4 protein-coding genes are annotated in these 3,254 nt (G+C 33.7%); 3 read left to right on the forward strand and 1 reads right to left on the reverse strand.

Annotation, left to right across the window (positions count from 1 at the left end):
• Window positions 1-203 precede the first annotated feature (203 nt).
• From WBM60_RS06725 to WBM60_RS06735, 3 genes are all read left to right on the forward strand, one after another.
• Window positions 204-1,505 (forward strand): alpha/beta hydrolase, encoded by a 1,302-nt coding sequence (locus WBM60_RS06725; RefSeq protein WP_424282892.1) that lies wholly within the window; start codon window positions 204-206, stop codon window positions 1,503-1,505.
• Window positions 1,506-1,660: 155 nt separating this feature from the next.
• Window positions 1,661-2,464 carry a carboxypeptidase-like regulatory domain-containing protein gene (locus WBM60_RS06730; protein ID WP_424282893.1) on the forward strand — a complete coding sequence of 268 codons (804 nt, stop codon included), beginning with the start codon at window positions 1,661-1,663 and terminating at the stop codon, window positions 2,462-2,464.
• 118 nt (window positions 2,465-2,582) lie between these two features.
• On the forward strand, window positions 2,583-2,798 hold the full coding sequence (locus WBM60_RS06735; protein ID WP_424278333.1) for a hypothetical protein: 216 nt from the start codon (window positions 2,583-2,585) through the stop codon (window positions 2,796-2,798).
• 92 nt (window positions 2,799-2,890) lie between these two features.
• On the opposite strand, the gene WBM60_RS06740 is transcribed toward WBM60_RS06735, so the two are convergent.
• Window positions 2,891-3,196: a hypothetical protein gene (locus WBM60_RS06740; RefSeq protein WP_424282894.1), complete on the reverse strand. Its 306-nt coding sequence runs from the start codon at window positions 3,194-3,196 to the stop codon at window positions 2,891-2,893.
• Window positions 3,197-3,254 lie beyond the last annotated feature (58 nt).

Here is a 3,254-nt window from a genome sequence, read left to right on the forward strand (position 1 = left end):
TCCCAACACCATGCTATCGGAGTTACACCTGACATTTATGTGAATAAGACCATTGAGGGTATAAAAACTGGTAGAGATGAGTATTTAGAGAAGGCTATAGAACTGACTGAGAAATAGCTTTCCATAGATTATTAAAGTTTAAATAAACGATCATTTAGTGATTAATATTTTGAGAACATTAGAATTGAATCAAAAATTATGATGTGGGTACAATTATGAAAAATCTCTTACTATTTGTATTTATTCTTTTCTGTTTGATTAGTTGTAAACGAAAAGAAAATTCTGTAGATATTGAAAGCCCGGAAAACCAAATAGCCATTGGGCATATAGATAGTGTTTATTCTAATATTTTGGATGAATCTCGACGGCTATGGATCCATGTTCCGGAAAGTGCGAATGACAGCTCGTCTTATAAAACTAAATACCCGGTATTATATTTACTAGATGGCCCATCACATTTTAGTTCAGTAACTGGAATGATGGAACAATTAAGTCCCGCAAGCGGAAATATGATTGTACCAGAAATGATAATTGTTGGTATCGCAAATACAAATAGGTCGTTAGATTTGACACCATCACATGTTGATATTGATTTTATTTCAGGCGATAGCATTCCATATCCATCAGGTGGTGGAAACAAGTTTCTTGACTTCATCGAAAAGGAATTGGTCCCACACATAGAAAAAACTTATCCTGCATCTCAGTATAGAACTTTTATTGGCCATTCTTTTGGTGGCTTAAGTGTTATTAATGCCCTAGTAAATAGACAGAGTCTTTTTAATAATTACATAGCAATAGACCCCAGTTTATGGTGGGACAATAGAGCTTTTCTCAATGTCGCAGATTCAGTGTTGTCGGAGAATAAGTTTGACAAGAGAGCCCTTTATGTTGGTGTAGCCAATACAATGGAAGCTGGAATGAATATTGAAAAAGTTCAAAATGATAGTGTGCCTGACTCAAATTTTACTGTTCACATCAAATCGATATTACAATTTGTAAAATCAATTGAAGCCAGTAACGACAATGGATTATTATTTAAGTGGAAATACTACCAAAATGATGACCACGGCAGTGTGCCACTTATTACTGAGTATGATGCGCTGCGTTTTCTTTTTTCTTGGTATAAGATGGACGGTGTAAATGAATTCTTTTCTGAAAAGTCAACCTTAACGGTTCAGGAGTTACTGGGTTTGATAAATTCTCACTTTGCAAAAGTATCGGACAAATTTGGTTATCTGGTTCTTCCCCCTGAACAATTTATTAATTCAATGGGATATGGATTTATGAATAATGATATGCTTGATAAAGCTTCTTCACTATTTGATTTGAACATTCAGAATTATCCTGAAAGTTCAAATGTTTATGATTCTAGAGGAGATTGCTTTTTAGCGCAACAAGATTCGATCACCGCACTTAAATATTTTACCAAGGCCATGGAAGTTGGAGACAATAATTTTTCGCAAGAAAAAATAGATATGCTAAAAGAGAATCTAAATATTGAGTAACAAGCCTAGCAAGACACAAAAATCAAACAAAAGTTTAAATAAAGATTTAAATCTTCTTAACACAAAAAATGATGCCTTCTATATATAAATCCTAACATTACATTAAGAAATTTCAATTTTTGTTTGCTTAATTTCAAGTGTTTAAAGCCAAACTAGTGAAATCTAATTTTGCACTTTTGAATCTAAAATTTCTAAGTACACTTATTTTTCTAAAACTTATACTTGCAAGTTCATCAATACATTCACAAACTATTGAAGGTCGAGTTTTAAATGTAGAAGAGGATGTCGCCAATGTGCATGTATTTAACTTAACAACAAATAAGGCTACGATCACAAGCACTGATGGCTATTTCAGCATATCGGCTAAATTAAATGATACTATAAGATTTAGTGCAATTCAATTCACAAGAAAAGAACTAGTGGTTAACCAGGAAATGATGGATGGTTTTATTGTTGTAAAGCTTTCAACATCGCTGACAGAACTTGAGGAAGTGGTTGTATGGCCCTATATGCTTTCGGGCGACCTGTTGAAAGATATGGATTCCATAGAAATTGAAGCCACTATAACCGCTTCTACTTTGGATTTACCTAATGCCAACGTCAAAGAAAGAATTCAAAGCGAAAGGTTGTTGTACACCGCGAGAACATGGGATTATAAGGTTGTTTCTGTTAAACTTGATCCGCTAATCAACGCTATCTCGGGCAGAACAAAAATGCTTAAAAAAGGAGTTGCAAGAGATCTAAAAGAGTCAAAGTATAATAGATTGTATGATGATTTGGATAAATCCTTTTTAGTTAATGAGTTAAAAATCCCAAAGGATAGGATTTATGATTTTTACTATTATTGTGAGTCAGACTCCTCCTTTGATTCTATAGTACAACTCAAAGTAAAAGGAGATATTTTGCACTATATGGTGAGCAAGAGTATTGCCTATAGGAAAAATAACTCCCTTGACTAAAAAGTGTATTTCTGAACTAATTAACTTGGAGAAAGTTCAAAATAAATCTACCCTTACAACGATTTAACTTTTTTTAGTTCCAAATTTGGAATAAATTTAGCACTTACCAAAACCGACCATGACTGACAATATTAGAAGGATGTTCAATCAAATGAACCATAATACAAAGGAGGAAGCCTTGGTTTGCCTAAAAAGAGAGTTTAACCTTCAAAGTAGGAAATTGGTCAAGAATGAATGGATTATATGTGGGCAGATCCCCGATGCCTATCAAGGCAGGATAGTCGAATTGTTTCAAAATCTACTAAGGAAACAGCAGGCCATGAAAGCTACATGAAAAGCACTGAGCTGAAACCAAAGTTCAAAAAAACGATTGTAAAATTAATAGTCTTTTAAAACAATCGATGTAATAATCAGATGTATTTAGAACTATTTTATTTCACCTTTTGCCTTAAGACTATTGAGATAGTCTCGTAACTCCAGATACATTGCTTCCCTGCTTTCTGGACTATCGTAAGGACGGCCAATGTGCATACTAAAGGCATAGCTGGCACAGAACTCGTCAATATCACCAATTCCTAGTTCTTTATACTGCTCAAGTATGTGTACATAATCCATCATGTACAGTTTCTCGTTGTTGAAATTATCGATGATAAGGTTTACCCCATCATTCATTTTTTTCAACTTCGCTCCAACAGCGTTAAGAAATCCAAAGCGTGTACTGTTACTCTCCATTTAATGACCTGTTTCTATTATTTATGAAAAAATTGACTATCACTATAATGCTTAAAAC

It is taken from the genome of Eudoraea sp., from assembly GCF_049669105.1.
Taxonomy (GTDB): Bacteria; Bacteroidota; Bacteroidia; order Flavobacteriales; family Flavobacteriaceae; genus Eudoraea.

Excerpts from the sequence above, each read along its gene's own strand:
- WBM60_RS06735 (WP_424278333.1), top strand. The coding sequence starts at position 2,583 with ATGACTGACAATATTAGAAGGATGTTCAATCAAATGAACCATAATACA.
- WBM60_RS06740 (WP_424282894.1), bottom strand. The coding sequence starts at position 3,196 with ATGGAGAGTAACAGTACACGCTTTGGATTTCTTAACGCTGTTGGAGCG.